Annotated in this window: 12 protein-coding genes and 1 tRNA gene; 6 read left to right on the top strand and 7 right to left on the bottom strand. The window is 65.0% G+C overall.

The features are described from left to right. Positions 1-47: 47 nt before the first annotated feature. Genes LI72_RS04505 through LI72_RS04485 form a run of 5 tightly spaced genes read right to left on the bottom strand, consistent with a single transcriptional unit; the run spans position 48 to position 5129 of the window. Complete coding sequence (locus tag LI72_RS04505) at positions 48-1058, bottom strand: hypothetical protein (RefSeq protein ID WP_033924650.1); 1011 nt, start codon at positions 1056-1058, stop codon at positions 48-50. A gap of 4 nt (positions 1059-1062) precedes the next feature. Then, a complete protein-coding gene (gene tmk / locus LI72_RS04500; protein WP_033924649.1) occupies positions 1063-1689 on the bottom strand; it encodes a dTMP kinase in 627 nt (208 codons plus the stop codon). Between the two features lie 6 nt (positions 1690-1695). Beyond that, positions 1696-2841 carry a D-alanyl-D-alanine carboxypeptidase family protein gene (locus LI72_RS04495; RefSeq protein ID WP_033924648.1) on the bottom strand — a complete coding sequence of 382 codons (1146 nt, stop codon included), beginning with the start codon at positions 2839-2841 and terminating at the stop codon, positions 1696-1698. A gap of 58 nt (positions 2842-2899) precedes the next feature. Then, on the bottom strand, positions 2900-4012 hold the full coding sequence (locus LI72_RS04490; RefSeq protein WP_033924647.1) for a septal ring lytic transglycosylase RlpA family protein: 1113 nt from the start codon (positions 4010-4012) through the stop codon (positions 2900-2902). 25 nt (positions 4013-4037) lie between these two features. Then, the gene (locus LI72_RS04485; RefSeq protein ID WP_033924646.1) at positions 4038-5129 is read right to left on the bottom strand and encodes a lytic murein transglycosylase; all 1092 of its coding nucleotides are present in this window, start codon (positions 5127-5129) and stop codon (positions 4038-4040) included. Positions 5130-5337: 208 nt separating this feature from the next. Between LI72_RS04485 and LI72_RS04480 the strand changes: the two genes are divergently transcribed. Both LI72_RS04480 and LI72_RS04475 read left to right on the top strand, forming a co-directional pair. Continuing rightward, a tRNA-Ser gene (locus LI72_RS04480) sits at positions 5338-5427 on the top strand. Between the two features lie 139 nt (positions 5428-5566). Continuing rightward, entirely contained in the window at positions 5567-6883 is a 1317-nt protein-coding gene (locus LI72_RS04475) for a dicarboxylate/amino acid:cation symporter (protein ID WP_033924645.1), read from the top strand. Positions 6884-6913: 30 nt separating this feature from the next. Here LI72_RS04475 and LI72_RS04470 read toward each other — a convergent pair whose 3' ends face one another. Further along, positions 6914-7534 (bottom strand): class I SAM-dependent methyltransferase, encoded by a 621-nt coding sequence (locus tag LI72_RS04470; protein ID WP_052129501.1) that lies wholly within the window; start codon positions 7532-7534, stop codon positions 6914-6916. Positions 7535-7725: 191 nt separating this feature from the next. Here LI72_RS04470 and LI72_RS04465 point away from each other — a divergent pair, with 191 nt between their 5' ends. The 4 genes from LI72_RS04465 to LI72_RS04450 are packed head-to-tail and all read left to right on the top strand — an operon-like array spanning position 7726 to position 15501. Beyond that, positions 7726-9924, top strand: a complete 2199-nt coding sequence (locus tag LI72_RS04465; RefSeq protein WP_231562361.1) for an autotransporter assembly complex protein TamA — start codon at positions 7726-7728, stop codon at positions 9922-9924. Next, positions 9924-14192 (top strand): translocation/assembly module TamB domain-containing protein, encoded by a 4269-nt coding sequence (locus tag LI72_RS04460; protein WP_033924644.1) that lies wholly within the window; start codon positions 9924-9926, stop codon positions 14190-14192. The genes LI72_RS04465 and LI72_RS04460 overlap by 1 nt, the downstream gene beginning before the upstream one ends. Then, a complete protein-coding gene (locus LI72_RS04455; protein ID WP_156139481.1) occupies positions 14192-14419 on the top strand; it encodes a hypothetical protein in 228 nt (75 codons plus the stop codon). The genes LI72_RS04460 and LI72_RS04455 overlap by 1 nt, the downstream gene beginning before the upstream one ends. Continuing rightward, the gene (locus LI72_RS04450) at positions 14416-15501 is read left to right on the top strand and encodes a YihY/virulence factor BrkB family protein (RefSeq protein ID WP_033924642.1); all 1086 of its coding nucleotides are present in this window, start codon (positions 14416-14418) and stop codon (positions 15499-15501) included. The genes LI72_RS04455 and LI72_RS04450 overlap by 4 nt, the downstream gene beginning before the upstream one ends. On the opposite strand, the gene asd is transcribed toward LI72_RS04450, so the two are convergent. Continuing rightward, on the bottom strand, positions 15498-16364 hold the full coding sequence (gene asd, locus LI72_RS04445) for an archaetidylserine decarboxylase (protein WP_033924641.1): 867 nt from the start codon (positions 16362-16364) through the stop codon (positions 15498-15500). The two genes, LI72_RS04450 and asd, sit on opposite strands and share 4 nt — an antisense overlap. Between the last annotated feature and the right edge of the window lie 73 nt (positions 16365-16437).

Below are 16437 nucleotides of genomic sequence, written 5' to 3'. Positions count from 1 at the left end.
GGTGTCTGCCGTTCGTTCGGGTGGTGACCAGTCTGGCCGGTTGCCGCCTATCTAGGCGGCGCCAGCCGTGCCAGCAAGCCGCCAATTTGGAACGCGACGGCGGCAGCATCGAGATTGAGCACAACCGCGCGCGAAGCGAGCGCGCCGATCTCCTGCCACGCTGCAATCGCGCCGGGCAGCCGATCGTCGCGCAGGTCGCGGATGCGGCGTGCGGCGAAGCGCGGCGCGTAATGCAGCAGTGCCTGAAACCGCTCGCGATTGGCCTTGTTCGCGACCAGCGCGCCCAGTGCGATCCGCGCGCGCTGGCTGGGGTCGCCATGATCGGCAATCTCGGTCAGCAGCGCGTCGATCTTGGCCATATCCAGCCCGGCAAAGCTCAGCGCCTGTCCCGGCGCACCCTGGCCCAGCCGCACCAATGCGGCGATTTCCGCATCGGGCAGTTCGGGGCGCGCCGCGCGCAATGCATCGGCCATCTCCACGTCGCTGAGCGCCGGAAAATCGAGCACCAGGCAGCGCGAACGGATGGTGGGCAGCAGCCGTCCCGGATTGTGCGCGATCAGCAGGAAAACGGTATCGGCGGGCGGCTCTTCCAGGCTCTTGAGCAAGGCGTTGGCGGCATTGCGCTCCATCAGATCGGCCGAATCGAAGATGATCACGCGCCGGTCCGCCAGGCTCGGCCGCACCGTCAGTCGCCGTTGCAGCGCGCGGATCTGATCGACCTTGATGTTGCGGGCAAGATCGAACGGCTTGCCCTCCTCCGCCTTGCGGGCTTCCTTGTCGTTCTGCGGTCCCAGCGTGATGTAATGGCAATCGGGGTGCTTGTCCTGCACCAGCAGCCGGCCCTCAGGTCCATCCAGATTGCCACGGAAGTGATCGCTGCCATCATCCGGGCTGCGCGTGAGCAGATGCGCTGCCGCGGCCAGCGCGAAACTGCGCTTGCCGATCCCCTCCGGCCCCGTAAGCAGCCAGCCGTGGTGCAGTCGCCGTGCCTGAAACGCGCGCAACAGCGTCGTTTCCGGCTCGGAATGGCCTTTCCACTGTGCGGTCGAGGGCGTCATGACGTCATGCCATCAGCGGCTGCAGCACCGCGATGATCCGCGCATGCACCACATCGCTGGTTCCGCTCGCGTCGATCGCCCGGAAGCGGTCCGGGTCTGCGGCGGCAAAGCTGCGGAACGCTGATGCTACACTGGCATGGAAATCGGCATCGCGCCCGCCGATACGGTCACTGTCCCCGCCGTCGCGCAGTGCCGCGCGGCGCGCAGCCTCCTCGGCGGGAAGCTCGAGCAGCAAGGTGCAGTCGGGCAGGAATCCTTCGGAGCCGAAGCGGTGCAGGCCCAGGATCGCGTCGTCACCCAGCCCGCCCGCAATGCCCTGATAGGCGCGACTGCTGTCGACGAACCGGTCGGAGATCACCCAGCCGCCCGCCTCGACCGCTGGACGGATCAGCCGTGCCACATGATCGGCGCGCGCAGCGGCGAACAGCAGTGCTTCGCTGCGAGCGTTCCACCGGTCCGCACCGCCTTCGAGCAGCAGCGAACGAATGGCCTCTGCGCTGTCGGTCCCGCCCGGCTCGCGGGTGATCGTGACTGTGCGCCCCTCATTGCGTAGCCAGTCGGCCAGCAGCCTGATCTGGGTCGATTTGCCGACCGCCTCGCCGCCCTCGATCGAGATGAAGCGACCGCGCATCGCGCGTCAGGCGCCGAAGAAGGAGAGGATTCCGGCCCAGATGCGCCCGAAAAAGCCCGCTTCCTCGACAGCCTCGCCCGCCACCAGCGGCATCACCTGCCGCTCCATGTCGGGCGCGGACACGATCAGGCTGGCGACCTGCTGGCCCTTGGCGATGGGGGCCTTGAGCGGGCCCTGATAGACGACCTTGAGCGTGACCTTGTCGGTATCGGCGGTGCGCGGCAGCGTAAGCGACAGGTCGCGCGGCGCGACCAGCGCTAGCTCGCGCGCACTGCCCTGCTGCACCGGCGCCTTGTCGACCGTCTTGCCCTTGGTGAACAATGGCACCGATTTCCACGACCGGAAGCCCCAGTTCATGAACTTGACCGATTCATCGACGCGGCCGTTGAAGCTGTCAAGGCCTGCGACCACCATCACCAGCCGTCTGCCATTCTGTTCGGCAGAGCCGGTAAAGCCATAGCCTGCCTCTTCAGTATGGCCGGTCTTCAGGCCATCGGCGCCATCCACCCGGCCCAGCAGCGGATCGCGGTTGGGCTGGTTGATGCCGTTCCAAGTGAAGCTGCCCTTGGAGTAGAACCGCTTGTAGAGCTTGGGATGGTTGCGGATCGTCGCGGTGGCCAGCGTCCCCAGGTCGCGCGCGGTGACCATGGTGACACCCTCGTCGGGCCAGCCGTTGCTGTTGCCGAAGCGGCTGTTGCTCAGGCCAATCTCCTTGGCCTTCTTGTTCATCATGTCGACGAACGCTTCCTCGGACCCGGCAATGCCTTCGGCCAGCACCACACAGGCATCATTGCCCGACAGCGTCACGATGCCGTCGAGCAGGTCTGCGACCGTGACCTTGCTGCCAACCGCCAGGAACATGCTCGATCCCTGGTTGTTCCACTTCTTCCAGGTCTCGGCCGACACCGGCATCGTCTGGTCGAGCCTGAGTTCGCCCTTCTTGATCAGGTCGAAGGCGACATAGGCGGTCATCATCTTGGCCATCGAAGCGGGCGGAATCGGCTTGTCCGCATCGCGCGAGAACAGCACCGCGCCCGATGACAGGTCCGTCATATAGGCAATGGGCGCCTCGGAGACATAGCTGGGGGCGGCGGCCGCGAGCGGGGTTGCCAGCAGCGAAAACAGGGCGAGGCCGAGTATCGGGGTTTTCATCACTATTCCATGGTTTGCATGTTCACAGGGCGCGGGCCTTGTGCCCGGCCCGTTCTCATCAGCGACCGGAGTCTTGCTGGATTCGTGCCCCCTGATAGCCATTCCGTTTCGCAAGGGTAACCCCCTGCTGCGCTGCATCGGCATTCGCATAAGGTCCATAGCGAACGCGGAACACCTTGCCGTCGCTGCTCGCGATGGTGCTGGCGCCGATGCGCTTGGCGAGCTCGTCGGCACGCGGCTTGGACGAGAACGCGGCCACCTGGACATAATAAGACGCACCATTCGCGGCAGGCGCAGCGGAGGGCTGTGCTTTGGGTGCAGGGTCCAGCGTCGCGCGGTTGTCGCCCGTGCTGTTCTCGGCCATGCGCGGGCGCTGCCCCTGCCCCTCGACAATGAACCGATCGCCGCCTTGCGGGGCCGCAGCGGATGCGGAAGCCGCAGGCTTGGGCGACGGCTTGGCGGTCGCGGCCTGCTTGCTCGGCTTGGCCTTGCCCGAATCTGCGGGCTTTGCCGGTGTCGCAGGTGGCGGAGCGACAGGTGTCGCCGCCGCGACGGCCGCCGCCGCATTGGCAGGACGCTTCATCCCCTCCAGCCGGCGCCGCAGCGGCACCAGCAGCGATTCGGGCGTATCCATCCGCATTGCCACCGGCTGCCCGGTGCGCAGCATCGCGCGTTCGGCCTCGGGCGGGTTGACCCGCCGCACACGCACCGGGACGGCGCCCTTTTCCAGAATGCCCAGCTGCCTGGCCGCGCCATAGGACAGATCGATCAATCGGTCGGGCGTGGCCGGGCCGCGGTCGTTCAGGCGCACCAGGATGGTCTTGCCGGTATCGAGCGCGGTAACCTCGACATAGCTTGGCAATGGCAAGGTGCGATGCGCCCCGGTGATGCCATCGGGATTGAACATCTCGCCATTGGCGGTGTTTCGGCCGTTCAGCTCCTGGCCGTACCAGCTGGCATAGCCCGCCTCGTCATAATTGAACACGTCCACGGGAATATAGGTGATGCCGCCAAGCTCGTACGGCTCGCCCAGCTTGACCGGATAATCCGCGACGCTGCCCGCCACCTTGGGGGGTGCAGTGTCGAGACTGCGGCTGACGTTGCCGCCCCCGCCACAGCCCGAGAGCATCAGCGCCAATGTGCCTGCGCCTGCGATCAACCACGTCTTCATAACCCGTCCCCCTGCGGTCGATGGCCTAGTTGCGTACGCCGTCCGCCAGCAGGCCGACCGACATCGCATAATAATTGGAGCAATTGTAATCGAGGATCGCCCGGTAGTTGCGCGTGAGCAGATAGCCCTGCGCATCGAGACCGGGGGTGATCAGCAGCGAGGCTTCGACCTTGTCATCGGCAGGCCAGACGCCGCCCGCCGGATAGACGCCCAGCGCCTTCCATTCGCGCATCGTCTTGAACTCGCTGTGCCGCTCGACCGCGCGAGCGCATTTGCGCACCTGCTCGCGATTGGCGATGGCATCGACATTCAGCGATGACGGAACCGCAACCGCAAAGCCCCAGGGTTCGCCGCGCCGCCATCCCGCCGCCAGCATGTAATTGGCAATCGAGGCAAAGGCATCGGCCCTGCTCGACCAGATCTCGGCCTTGCCATCGCCATCGCCGTCCTTGGCGAGCTTGATATAGACCGAAGGCAGGAACTGCGGATAGCCAAAGGCACCGGCATAGCTGCCGCGCAGCACGGACCGAGGCACGCCCATGTCGACCATCTTGAGCACGGCGACCAGTTCGCCCTCGAATAGGTCGCGGCGGCGGCCTTCATAGGCCAGAGTCGCCAGGGCGCGCGGAAGATCGGTGCTGCCCATGATCGTGCCATAGCTCGTCTCATGCCCGAAGATCGACACCATGATCGATGCCGGAACACCGGTCTGCTGCTCGATCGCGACCAGCCGCGCAGCCTCGTCGGCATAGACCTGCCGTCCCTGACGGATCTTGGCCGCGTTGATGCGCTTGGCCATCTCCGCGCCGAAGGACGGGAAAGCCTGGCCCGCCGGCGTTGGCGCAAATCGGCGGTCGAGCGCGGCCACGCTTTCGTCGAAGCTCAGGCCCGGCAGGACCGCATCGATCGTGCGCTGCGACACGCCCTCGCGACGGGCCCGCGCTGCGACGGAATCAAGATAGGTCCTGAAGCCTTGCGAGACCTGGCTGTCGACACCCGGCAGCGGCTGCACGATCTCGCGCTGCGCGGTGCTGGGCGATCCGCACGCCAACAGGGCCGCCGTGCCGGCAGCGATAGCCAGGCGGTTGCCAAGCCTTTGTACGATATTGAAATCCATGCGATACTCCCGGCACACGTTGTGCCACACAAAGCGACAGGGGGGAAAGGGCGAACATCGGTCACCCATCCCGCCATGGCCACGCTTGATCCTTGCTGAACCATGGCTCGGCGCGCCGTGCAACTTTCGCTTTCCAGATTTTACCACCTCCGCTAACAACCGCGCCGCACGGCCAGGCACGCGCTGCCCTGTCTGGCGGCTGGTCAGTGGAAGAGTGTCCGAGTGGTTTAAGGAACCGGTCTTGAAAACCGGCGAGGGTGCAAACTCTCCGTGGGTTCGAATCCCACCTCTTCCGCCATCCGCAGCGCCCCTGCTCCCGGCATTGCCCCACTCGTGCCTGTACCTTGCCAGATGCGAGCACCGCTTGATCGCGCATTGCAGGCTTGCGGATTTCACCCGGCCCGGTACGACGCTCCCATCATCGAAAGAGGCAGGATATGGACCGCAGGCTCACTTGGTATATTTTCGCCGGCATGGTGCTGGGCGTTGCGGTGGGTTATGGCGTGCATGTCGGCATTGCGGCGGACGACCCCTGGTTCACCTATCTGACCAAGTCGTTCAAGCTGCTGTCCGACATCTTCCTCAATCTGATCAAGCTGCTGGTGGCGCCGCTGGTGCTCTCGACGATCGTCGTCGGCATCGCGCACATGGGCGACAGCAGCGCGCTGGGCCGCATCGGCGTGCGCGCACTGACCTGGTTCATTACCGCGAGCTTCATTTCGATCGGGCTCGGGCTGCTGATGGTCAACCTGTTCCAGCCCGGCGTCGGCGCTCCCATTCCCGATGCAGCCGATGCAGCCAAGATGGTCGGCGAGGTCAAGAAACTCGACGCCTGGGAGTTCACGCTCTCGATCTTCCCCAAGAACGCGCTCGAGGCACTGGCGACCAACAACATCCTGCAGATCCTGGTCTTTTCGGTGTTTGCCGGCGTTGCCCTGTCGGCAGTGGGCGAAAAAGGTGCCCCGCTGGTGCGTGGCTCCGAGGCGCTGGCCGAGATGATGCTGCAAATCACCGGCTATGTGATGCGCTTTGCGCCCTTTGCGGTGTTCGGCGCGATTGCCAATGTCGTGGCGGGCAGCGGGCTTGCGATCCTGGGCACCTATTTCGGCCTGCTGATCGAATTCTATGCCTCGCTGGTGCTGCTGTGGATCATCCTGCTCACCATGGGCTGGATCTTCCTGCGCCAGGAAATCTGGAAGCTGATCCGCTATATCCGCGAACCGCTGCTGATTGCGTTCTCGACCGCTTCGTCCGAAGCCGCGCTGCCCAAGATGTTCGAACAGCTGGACCGTTTCGGCGTGCCGCGCCGTATTTCGGGCTTCATGCTGCCGCTGGGTTACAGCTTCAATCTCGACGGATCGATGATGTACATGAGCTTTGCGACGATCTTCATCGCGCAGGCCTATGGCATCGATCTGTCGATCGGCACCCAGATCGTCATCCTGCTGACCTTGATGATCAGCTCCAAGGGCATCGCCGCGGTGCCACGCGCCAGCCTGGTGGTGATCACCGGAACGCTCGCGCAGTTCGGGCTGCCGGTGGAAGGCGTGGCGATCATCCTGGCGATCGACCAGTTCCTCGACATGGGCCGTACCGCCACCAACGTTGTGGGCAATGCCGTGGCAACCAGCGTGATCACCAAATGGGAAGGCATGCTTGAAGCGCCCGAACCTGCGGAAATGGATCTGCCGCCCGCGCCTGCGCATACCCCGCATCACGGTACGCGTGGGCTGGACCTCAGAGACGACGCCTGACGACGAGCCCAGCTTGCGGCCAAGCAACCGTCAGTCCACCGGGCCACGCGCCCAATAGAGGCGGCAGGGCGGAATATTGCGCCACGCCATCGCGGTATCGAGCGTTGAAAAACGCTCGGCCAGCATCGGCGCGACGGTCGAACGCATCTGATACGCCAGAAGCTGTCCGTCGTCCCGCAACACCCGTGCGCTCACATCCAGGATGCGAGCCGCGGATCGGCGAGGCATGGTCGAAAACGGAATGCCGGTGACGATGGCATCGGCAGGTCCAAGGCCGTGCCGAGCCAGGACGGTTTCGGCCGAGCCCGCGCAGGCGGTCACCGCAATCAGCCGCGGGTCGGCGATCGTATCGCGCAGATGACGGGTGAAGTGGCGGCTGACGTCGATCGCGACCAGCCGGCCATCGCGCGGTAGCCTTTCCAGAATGGCGCGGGTCAGCGGCCCGCAGCCTGGACCATATTCGACCACCAGCCGGGCACTGCTCCAGTCCACCGGGTCGAGCAAGGCATCGACCAGGTGACGCGACGCCGGGAATGCCGAGCCGACGAGCGAGGGCTTGCGCAGAAACTCCCGAACCATGACCGACAGGCTGGATGCGAAGCGCGCAGGCCTGCTGCCGCCGGCCTGCGCTGCGTCAAATTGGGTGGCCATGTCATGCTCCAGGGTCGCTCGGAAAGGGTGGCCCATTTACGTGCATTTCCGGCCCGGGTTCCGGGTGGCGGGAGGCAAAGCCAGCCAAGCCGTTGAAATTTTAATGCATGTTAGTGGAGCTTTTGGCGTCCTCAACCATTGAGTGCCCTGATGCGCGATGCGCCCGTTCGTGCCGAAGTCAGGATTTCTGGATGTCTCCGCGTTTTAGCACGATGGGTTGTGCGATTTTTCTCGTTTCCACCAGCACATTGCCAGCCATTGCCCAAGAGGTCGCCCCGCAGTCGCCCTCGCCTCGTGCCGAACCTGCTCGGAGTCCTGAAACGCCAGGCCAGAACCAAGATCCCATCATCAGCGATCAGGAATTCGATGCCACGATCCCTGCGATCGATCCCGACGAACCGATGGGGACGATAGAGCAATGGGACGAGGAACAATCGCGTCTGGAACGCGAGGGCAAAGCTGCGCCCGGTTTGCCTAATGCCGCACTCCCCGGCGAACCGATGCTCGCGCCGCTGCCTGACGATCCGGAGATCGATACGCCGCTGGGGCCGATCGGCAGCTTCGATGTCGAGCCCTTCGACGAGAGCCAGTATACCGAAGCAGACGACGCTGCATCCGCAGCCGTGCGCTATAGCTATCGTATCGAGGGGCTGGAAGCGGTTGCCGAAGCTACCAGCGGCGATCCGTCCGCAGCGAACGCGGGCGCCATTCGCGCACGCTTCGAAAGCCTGTCCGCGCTGGACGACGGCGACGGCAAGGCCAGCAACGGCGCGATGGTGTCAGCGCGGATGCTCGAGGACCAGCAGCTGCTGGCAGATCTGCTGATCGGCGCATGCCATTTCGATGCCACGGTCAACGGAGCGCTCGAAATGCCCGAAGCCGGCACCGGGCCAATCGTGGTCGTGCTGACCGCCTCACCCGGCCCCTGCTACAGGTTCGGGTCGATCACCTTCGACGCGCCACCGGTCGAGCCCGAAGACTTGATCGCGCGCAATTTCGTCCCCGCGATCGGCCAGCCCGTCGATGCGGAGCGGGTGCTTGCGGCCGAAGCCAATATCGCGGTGGTGCTGCCGCAATATGGCTACCCGTTTGCCAAGGTCGGCCAGCGCGATGTGCTGGTCGATCCGGATAGCGAGAAGGCCGATTACACCTTGCCGGTCGCACCGGGGCCCCGCAGCAGCTTCGGAGATATCCTGACCAGCGGCGCGACGGTGTTCGAGGCGGATCACATCGCCATGCTCGCCCGGTTCGACAAGGGCGACCTCTACGATAGCCGGCTGGTCGATGACCTGCGCAAAGCTTTGGTCGCCACCGGCCTGTATTCGGTGGTCGCGGTGCAACCCGAACCCTCGAACGTCGCGGCGCCCGATGGCACCCAATATGCCAATCTGGCGGTCGAGCAGGAAGCAGGCCCGGCGCGGACCCTCGCTGCCAACGCTGGCTATGGCACGGGCCAGGGCATCCGGGCGCAAGGTAGCTGGACGCATCGCAATCTGTTCCCGCCCGAAGGCGCGCTGATCGCCAGCGTCACCGCCGGCACCCAGGAACAGGGCGCATCCGCCACGTTCCGCAGATCCAACGCCGGACGTCGCGACCGCGCGGTCGAGCTCAGCCTGTCTGCGCTGCGGAGCGATTTTGCCGCCTATGAATCGTTTACCGGGCGGCTCGCAGGCAGGGTGTCCTATTACAGCACCCCGATCTGGCAGAAGCGCCTGACCTATAGCTATGGCTTCGAACTGCTTGGAACCAACGAGCAGGATTATGATTTCGTCCGCGGTCAGCGTGATCGCCGGACCTATTATGTCGCGGCCTTGCCCGGCCAGATCACCTGGGACCGTTCGAACGATCTGCTCGATCCGACCCGCGGCTTTCGTCTGTCCGCCCAGGTTTCGCCCGAGGCGTCACTGGGCAGCGGCACGTTGTTCTATGGGCGCGGCCTGGTCGAAGGCACCGGCTATTATCCGGTCGGCGACAATATCGTGATTGCGGGGCGCGCGCGCGTCGGATCGATCTTTGGCGCGGACCGCGCCGACATCGCGCCATCGCGGCGCTATTACGCTGGCGGCGGCGGATCGGTGCGCGGCTTCGGATATCAGGAACTGGGCCCCAAGGACCCCGACAACCGCCCGATCGGCGGGCGCAGCCTCGTCGAGGCCGCAGCAGAGATCCGCTACCGCTTCGGCAACTACGGCATCGTCGGCTTTATCGACGCCGGTCAGGTTTCGACCAGCTCTACCCCGGGCTTTGACGACCTTCGCTATGGCGTGGGTGTGGGTGGCCGCTTCTACACCAATTTCGGGCCGATGCGGCTGGATGTCGCGACCCCGATCGACCGACGCCCCGGCGAATCGCGCGTCGCCATCTACATTTCGATCGGGCAGGCCTTCTGATGGCGGACACTAACGACATGACGCCTGAAGCGCCCGCCGAGATGCCTTCCGACATTTCCCCCGAGGCGCCCATGGCCCAGGCTCGCGCAGTATCCTGGCCGCGCCGGATAGCGATCGGTGTAGCTGTGGTGATTGGCAGCATCATGGTGCTGCTGGCCGCCGCCTATCTGTGGCTCGACAGCAGTAGCGGTAGGCGTTTCGTCGCCAAGCAGATCGCGGGGATGGAGTTTGAGAACGGCCTCAATATCGGGATCGGTGCCATCGAGGGGTCGCTTTACGGCAGGATGCAGGTCCGCGATCTGACATTGCGCGACCCTCAGGGCGTGTTTGCATCGTCGCCGCTGGTCGAGGTCGATTGGCGGCCATTTGCGTTCCTGCGCAGTCACGTCGACATCCGTTCGCTTGTCGTGCCGCAGATGCGCCTGCGCCGCTTGCCCGCCTTCAACGAGACGCCCCCCACCAACGAACCGCTGCTCCCCGATCTCGATATCGATGTTGCCGATCTGCAGCTGCGCAGGATCGACATCGATCCTGCGGTGACAGGTCAGCGCTATCGGGCATCGCTCGCCGGCAAGGTCCATATCGCCGATCGCACGGCAGTGGTCAGCGCGCGGGGCGGCACCCAGGCTGGCGCCGGATATGCCGGGGGCGAGACGGTCGTGCTCGATCTGCGCGCCATTCCCGAAACCAACACGCTCGATGTCGCCTTCAGGCTCGATGCACCGGCGCAAGGCCTGATTGCTGGAATGACCGGGGTCGCCGAGCCGATGCGGGTCAACATCGACGGCAAGGGCGATTGGAACGCCTGGAACGGCAAGCTGCTCGGCAGACTGGGTGGACAATCGCTGCTCGATGTTGCTCTCACCGCCCGGAATGGCACATTTTCTGCCCGTGGTGACGCGCGCCCGGCGCTGATGCTCGCAGCCCAGCCGAGCGCCTTGTTCGAGCCTGCAACGTCGATCGACATCAGGACTACGGCCAAGGATCGCCGCTTCGACATTGCGGCCAAAATCGGAAATGCCAATTTCGCGTTCGATGCCGATGGCGAAGTCGATCTTGGCGAAAGCCGGATGCGTGACCTCGCAATCGCATTCAGGCTCTTGCAGCCCGGCACCATTGCAGAGAACCTCAACGGCGCCGGGATCGCTGCGACCCTGACGCTCAACGGTACGTTCACCGCGCCGCAGATCGCGTACGAATTGACCGCGGCCAGGCTCGGGTTCAACGACATGGCGGTGATCGGGCTGCGCGCCAGTGGCGCGGCGCGACTGGACAAGGACGCATGGGTGATCCCCGTCAGCGCCCGGGCACGCCGCATTGCCGGTCTCAACGCGGCCGCAGGCGGTCTGCTCGAGAATGTCAGGCTGGATGGCGACCTCGCCTATTCCAATGCGCGGCTGATGTCCGACAACATGAAGCTGCGCTCGGACCGGATCGATGCCACCGCGGTCCTCCTGGCCGATCTCAATACCGGGCTTTACACTGGTGCCCTCAATGGCCGGGTGAACGGCTACCGCGTGGACAGCGTCGGCATCTTCAACGTGGCAACCGATATAGACATGGAGACCACCGGCAATGGCGGATTTCGCCTGGCTGGACAAATCCGGGCGCGGTCGAGCCAGATTCTCAATGATGGCCTGCGCGATTTTCTCGGCGGCAATTCGCTGATCAACGCCGATGTCAGCTATGGCAGCGACGGGATCGGGCGGATCACCCGGTTGACCGTGGCAGCACCCTCGTTCCGTCTGTCGGAGGGTAGCGGCTCCTATGCGTCCGATGGCCAGATCCGCTTCCGCGCTCGCGGCAGCTCCAACCAATATGGGCCTTTGACAGTCGTCGCAAACGGCACCGTCACGCGTCCTGTCGCCACCATCACCGCTGCGCGCCCGGGGCTGGGCGTGGGCATGTCCAACGTCATCGCCACCATTCGGGGCGACGGCGGCAGCTATGCCGTGACTGGCCGGGGCGACACCGATTACGGAGCATTCCTCGCCAACGTGAATGTCTTCATGGGGGTCGGACCGCTGGAAATTGCGGTCAACCCAGGCACACGCTTTGCCGATATCGGCATCACCGGCAGGCTGGCGCAGACGGGTGCCGGGCCATTTGCCGGGCAGCTTGTCGCCGATGGCGCTGGTGTTTCCGGCAATGTCGCGCTATCCGCTTCGGGCGCCTATCAGCGCGCGATTCTCGCTCTCACCGCTCAGGATGCCCGCCTGCCGGGGCCGGCAGGGGTCGTCATCGGCCGTGCGATCCTGTCTGCGGACATGGTCTTGGCAGAGCAGCCGCAGATCATCGCCGATGTCCAGCTGGCCGAAACGCGGATGGGTCAGCTGCAGATCGCCGCCGCCCGCGCCAAGGTGGATTATCGCGGCGGCCAGGGCAGCGCGCGGATCATGGTAGAAGGCCGCAACAGCTTTCCCTTCCGCTTTGCCGCCAATGCCGTGCTGCAGCCCGAGTTGTGGCGCGTGGCGCTCGACGGGCGCGCCAACGGCATCGATTTCAAGACTCGCAAGGCAGCGCGGATCATCCCCGGGGCCGCTGAATATCGGCTGATGCCTACGACCATTGATCTTTCACGGGGCACGATCCAGCTTGCCGGACGCTATGGCACCGGAATGGATGTCAACGCGCGTCTCGACAGTGTCGATCTTGCGCTGATCAACCCGATCATGCCGGGCCTCGGTCTGGGCGGCACCGCCACCGGCAGCCTCGACTTCCGCCAGGCCAGCGCCAACAGCTTCCCGCAGGCCGATGCGCGGCTTTCCATCGACAATTTCACGCGCACCAGTCTCGCCTCTGTCTCGCAGCCGGTGGACATGAGCCTGGTCGGACGGCTGGAGCCGGACGGCGGCAATGCGCGCGCCGTCATTCGCAGGCGGGGCGCCGTGATCGGGCGCATGCAGCTGGCATTGACGCCGCTGGCACCCGGCGCGGGCAGTTGGACCACTCGGCTGCTGGCCGCCCCGCTCAGCGGCGGCCTGCGCTACAACGGACCTGCCGATACGCTGTTCTCGCTGGCAGCACTGCCCGACCAGAGCCTGTCGGGTGCGGTCGGCGTGGCGGCCGATTTCTCCGGACGCGTGCAACAGCCGCAGCTCACGGGGATCATCCGGGCCAACAATCTGACCTATCGCAACGAGCAATATGGCACCCGCCTGACCAACATGCGCGTACGCGGCAGCTTCACCGGCGATCGCCTGCAGGTCGAGCAGCTGACGGCAAAAGCGGGCGATGGGACGATCAGCGGACAGGGTTTTGTGTCGTTGAGCTCGGCGCAGGGCTTTCCGGTGCAGCTTGCGCTCGATCTCGACAACGCGCAGCTGGCGGAGGGCAATGATCTGGCGGCGACCGCCACCGGTCAGCTCAGCATCATCAACAGCGCATCGCAACCGGCGTTGATCTCGGGCACGATCCGCCTTCCCGAAACCCGCTACCGCATCGTGCGGCAGGGTTCGGCGCAGGTTGCCAAGCTCACCGGAGTGCGGCGCAAGCCTGCGCTCGGCCGGGCGCGCATCACCGGCGATCCCGATCCCATTTCGGGCGTGCCCAGCAACTGGCGGCTGGATGTCAAGCTGGTCGCGGACAACCAAGTCTATGTCTCGGGCATGGGGCTGGATTCGGAATGGGCAGCGGATATCCGCATCACCGGCACCACCGGCAGTCCGCGGATCACTGGCGGCATCGATCTGGTGCGCGGCACGCTGGGATTTGCCGGACGTTCGTTCGATCTGGAAGAAGGGCGTCTGCGCTTCAACGGGGGCAGCGCGACCAATCCGGTGATCAACCTGCGCGCCAGCGGCGAGGCGGGTGACGTGACGGTCAACATCGCGGTGTCGGGCACCGGCGAGAACCCGGATATCGCGTTCACCTCGACGCCGTCGCTGCCGCAGGACGAGGTCATGGCACGCATCCTGTTCGGCAATTCGATCGGCGAACTGACCCCGATCCAGGCGGTTCAGCTGGCTGCGTCGCTCAACAGCCTGCGCGGCGGCAGCGGCGGTCTCAATCCGCTGGGCGTTCTGCAATCGGCATCGGGCGTGGACCGGCTGCGCATCCTTGGGGCCGACGAGGACACCGGACGCGGCACGTCTCTGGCCGTCGGGCAGTATATCTCGAACGACGTCTATGTCGAAATCATCACCGACACGCGGGGCTTTACGGCGACGCAGATCGAGATCAGCCTCAGCAAGGCCCTTTCGGTGCTGAGCCAGGTGGGCAGCTTCGGCGGATCGAACGTGAATGTGCAATATCGGAAGGACTATTGATGCGCAGGGTGCTCACTTTAGCCGGCGGCACCATGCTGATGGCGCTTGCCGCGTGCAGCGCGGAGCCCGATTTCGACCAGAGGTTCGACGAGAAGGCGCGCGAACTCAACACGCGTGCGAAGGCGATCGAAACCGAGGCGGGCGCGCAACTGGCGGCGGCGCGCGAAGTCGAGGCAGCTGAGGCCGAAGCCGAGCGGGGCGCAGCTGAGAGCGCCGACCGGAAATGACGCAGCACGACCCTGCCCCGACCCAGCGCGATGCCGATCTGATCCAGCATTCCGCGCCGGCCGTGGCCGACGCCATGGCGGCGGAGGTGCCCGGTGCTGCCGCAGCCTCGCCGTTGCAGATGCCGCCCCGGGCCTGGGGGGCGATTGCCAAGCGCGTCTACGTGATGAACGATTTTCACAATCTGGCGCTGCTCGCTGCCGGGGTCGCGTTCTTTGCGTTTCTCGCCTTCGTGCCGCTGATTGCGGTGATCGTGCTGCTTTATGGCTTGATCGCGGACCCGGCGACGGTGGCCGACAGCCTCGATTTGCTTGCCGATGTCGCTCCGGCAGAGGTTCTGATGATCCTGCGCGAACAGCTGTTCCAGATCGTCAGCACCAACAAGACCCAGCAAGGGCTGGGGCTGGTGATTGCGCTGCTGTTTTCCACCTATGGCGCGATGCGCGCGGCCACCGCAATGATGCGGGCGCTCAACATCATCTATGAGGAACACGAAACGCGGGGATTCTTCCGGACCACCTGGGTCGCGGTGACCATCACCCTGGGCATGGCCGGGATCGCGGTCATCGGTCTGGTGTCGATTTCGCTGTTCAGCTATGCGCGCAACTTCCTCGCGGGCTATATCGGTGATGGCGCGCTGATGCTCGCGCAGACGCTGACCTGGCTTGTCGCCGCCATGCTGGTGAGCGTCACCTTTGCGATCTTCTTTCGCTATGCACCCGACCGCCGCGCCGCCAAATGGCGCTGGCTGTCGCTGGGATCGGTGGCCTCGACCATCCTGTGGCTGTGCATCACCCTGGGCTTCGGCTTTTATGCGTCGAATTTCGGCAATTACAACGCCACCTACGGCTCGCTGGCCACGATCGTCATCTTCCAGATGTGGCTGTTCCTGTCTGCCTATGCCGTGCTGATCGGTGCGGAAATCAACGCCGAGACCGAGCGCCAGACCTTCTGCGATTCGACCGTCGGCGCGGACCGTCCGATCGGTCAGCGCGGTGCGGTGCTGGCCGATACCGTCGCGCTGGACGACGCCTCGCGCGCGATCCTGGAAAAGCGACTGAGACGGCGCGACATGGCCGATTAACCCGGCTGGACGGTGCGCGCGGCCGTTCCCATCATTTCACCCAGCCGCACGGGTCTTTCGGGCACCCAGTCGGGGTTGAGCGCGATCACGTTGTTCTGGAACAGCATGATGACCGTCGATCCGAGCAGGAAACGTCCCATCTCCTCGCCCTGCTTCAGAACGATCTGCTGGTCGCCATAATCCCATTGCGTGAGCCTGCCGGTCCGGCGCGCATTCACCACCCCGTGCCATGCGGTCGCCATGCTGCCGACGATCGTCGCGCCGACCAGCACCATCACGAAGGGCCCGTGCCGATCGGATTCGAACAGGCACACCACGCGTTCGTTGCGGGCAAACAGGTTGGACACGCCGCGCGCGGTGACAGGGTTGACCGAATACAGGGCCCCCGGCACGTGGACCATGCGCATCAGCCTGCCGTCGCAGGGCATATGCAGGCGATGGTAGTCCCTGGGCGAGAGGTACAGGTTGGCAAAGCTGCCATGGCGAAACTGATCGGCCAGGACTGCATCGCCGCCCAGCAGATCGGTAACGGTATAGCGGTGCCCCTTGGCCTGCACGATATGGTGGTCGTCGATTCCCCCCAACTGGCTGATCGCGCCATCGACGGGGCTGACGAAGGCAGCATCGGCTATGGGTCTTGCACCGGGCTTGAGCGGGCGCGTAAAAAAGGCATTGAAGCTGGGATAGCTCGCAATATCGGGATTGTCGGCCTCGGCCATGTCGACCTGGTAGCGCGCGACGAACCAGCCGATCAGCCGCGTGGTCATCGCCCCGCCCTGGCTGCCCGCGACGCGGCCGGCCAAGCGTGTCAGCCATTGCTTGGGCAGGGCATGCTGCAGCAGAATTTTCAGGCGATCAGACATCACAGACCTTGCATTGAGGTTTTCGGCGCGCACGCGCCCTATCCCCGGTAGCTGCCATCGTCCGCGTGATCCA

The organism is Sphingomonas sp. 35-24ZXX, assembly GCF_000786215.1.
Lineage (GTDB): Bacteria > Pseudomonadota > Alphaproteobacteria > Sphingomonadales > Sphingomonadaceae > Blastomonas.
This window is presented reverse-complemented; position numbering and strand designations above follow the sequence as displayed.

Coding starts and splice junctions, on each gene's coding strand:
- LI72_RS04505 (WP_033924650.1), bottom strand. CDS start 1,058: ATGACGCCCTCGACCGCACAGTGGAAAGGCCATTCCGAGCCGGAAACG.
- tmk (WP_033924649.1), bottom strand. CDS start 1,689: ATGCGCGGTCGCTTCATCTCGATCGAGGGCGGCGAGGCGGTCGGCAAA.
- LI72_RS04495 (WP_033924648.1), bottom strand. CDS start 2,841: ATGAAAACCCCGATACTCGGCCTCGCCCTGTTTTCGCTGCTGGCAACC.
- LI72_RS04490 (WP_033924647.1), bottom strand. CDS start 4,012: ATGAAGACGTGGTTGATCGCAGGCGCAGGCACATTGGCGCTGATGCTC.
- LI72_RS04485 (WP_033924646.1), bottom strand. CDS start 5,129: ATGGATTTCAATATCGTACAAAGGCTTGGCAACCGCCTGGCTATCGCT.
- LI72_RS04475 (WP_033924645.1), top strand. CDS start 5,567: ATGGACCGCAGGCTCACTTGGTATATTTTCGCCGGCATGGTGCTGGGC.
- LI72_RS04470 (WP_052129501.1), bottom strand. CDS start 7,534: ATGGCCACCCAATTTGACGCAGCGCAGGCCGGCGGCAGCAGGCCTGCG.
- LI72_RS04465 (WP_231562361.1), top strand. CDS start 7,726: ATGTCTCCGCGTTTTAGCACGATGGGTTGTGCGATTTTTCTCGTTTCC.
- LI72_RS04460 (WP_033924644.1), top strand. CDS start 9,924: ATGGCGGACACTAACGACATGACGCCTGAAGCGCCCGCCGAGATGCCT.
- LI72_RS04455 (WP_156139481.1), top strand. CDS start 14,192: ATGCGCAGGGTGCTCACTTTAGCCGGCGGCACCATGCTGATGGCGCTT.
- LI72_RS04450 (WP_033924642.1), top strand. CDS start 14,416: ATGACGCAGCACGACCCTGCCCCGACCCAGCGCGATGCCGATCTGATC.
- asd (WP_033924641.1), bottom strand. CDS start 16,364: ATGTCTGATCGCCTGAAAATTCTGCTGCAGCATGCCCTGCCCAAGCAA.